This window comes from Pedobacter sp. BG31 (assembly GCF_042464845.1).
Taxonomy (GTDB): domain Bacteria; phylum Bacteroidota; class Bacteroidia; order Sphingobacteriales; family Sphingobacteriaceae; genus Pedobacter; species Pedobacter suwonensis.
Genome location: NZ_JBHNZK010000046.1, coordinates 1 through 1315 on the forward strand (window position 1 = coordinate 1; position 1315 = coordinate 1315).

The window sequence follows — 1315 nt, forward strand, 5'->3', positions numbered from 1 at the left end:
GCCTTTAGGCAGGTTACTGCCAATAAGGGTGCCGGGGGTATTGATGGTATGCAGACCGATGAACTTCGCGACTACCTGAATGCTAACTGGCAAACGTTACGGGCTGATATTTTAACAGGCGATTACCGGCCAGACGCTGTAAGAAAAGTAGAGATACCCAAGAGCAGCGGTGGTACCAGGATGCTTGGCATCCCCACGGTCATTGACCGGTTGATCCAACAGGCCATTTCCCTATGGCTTAGCCCAAAGTACGAAGGGGAGTTTTCTCCGAACAGCTATGGTTTCCGGCCAAACCGCAATGCCCATCAGGCAGTGCTAAAGGCTCATGAATATCTTAATGCAGGTTACACCTGGATTGTAGAACTTGACCTGGATAAATTCTTTGACCTGGTCAGCCACGACAAACTTATGCATCTGTTATCATTAAAGATAAAGGATAAGCGGACATTGAAGCTTATCCGTCTTTATCTGAGCGCAGGAATCATGGAGGATGGATTGGTCAGTCCAAGAAGAGAAGGTGTACCGCAAGGCAGTCCATTAAGTCCATTATTATCAAATGTTGTCCTTGATGAACTTGATGCGAAGCTCGAAGAGCGTGGCCATCGGTTCGTTCGTTATGCTGACGACTGTAGTATCTATTTAAGAAGCAGGAAATCGGCACATCGGGTAATGGCAGGTATTTCAGTATACCTGGAAGACTGCCTGAAACTGAAGGTCAACAGGATGAAAAGTAAGGTCAGCAGGCCTAGCCAAAGCAATCTGCTTGGGTTTTCATTCTATGGTAGCAAAGCGGGATGGAAGATACGCATGGCATCCAGATCCTTAATTGCGATCAGAGAGAAAATAAGGGCGCAGACCAAAGGCAGCCAACCCGTTCCATTACCCCAACGGATATCGAAGCTTAAGGAAATCATTCATGGTTGGGTCAACTATTTTTCTATTGCAAATGCAAAGGGATACATGGCTAAACTGGACGAGATGATGAGAAACAGACTGCGGATTGTTCTTTGGAAACAATGGAAAAGTATAACTGGGAGAGCGAGGAATCTAATGAAGATGGGCGTGGTAAAGTCAAGAGCCTATCAGCTGGCCAATACCCGCAAGGGATATTGCAGGACAGCCAACAGCCCTACATTACTTACGACTATTGACAAGAAGTTCTTTTTGAGGCTTGGACTCGACGGATTTGCTAACTATTACTATTGGAAAACGACGCACCAAACGAAGTTATTCTAACAAACCGCCGTATACCGAACGGTACGTACGGTGGTGTGAGGAGACAGCAGGGAAACTAATTCCCTGCTTCTTACTCGAT

General features: G+C 46.3%; 1 protein-coding gene. It reads left to right on the top strand.

The window, feature by feature from the left end; translation table 11 throughout:
* Positions 1-1236, top strand: a 1236-nt coding sequence (gene ltrA / locus ACFE6N_RS23485) for a group II intron reverse transcriptase/maturase (RefSeq protein WP_378940360.1), incomplete at its 5' end; no start/stop codon positions are given.
* Positions 1237-1315: the final 79 nt, after the last annotated feature.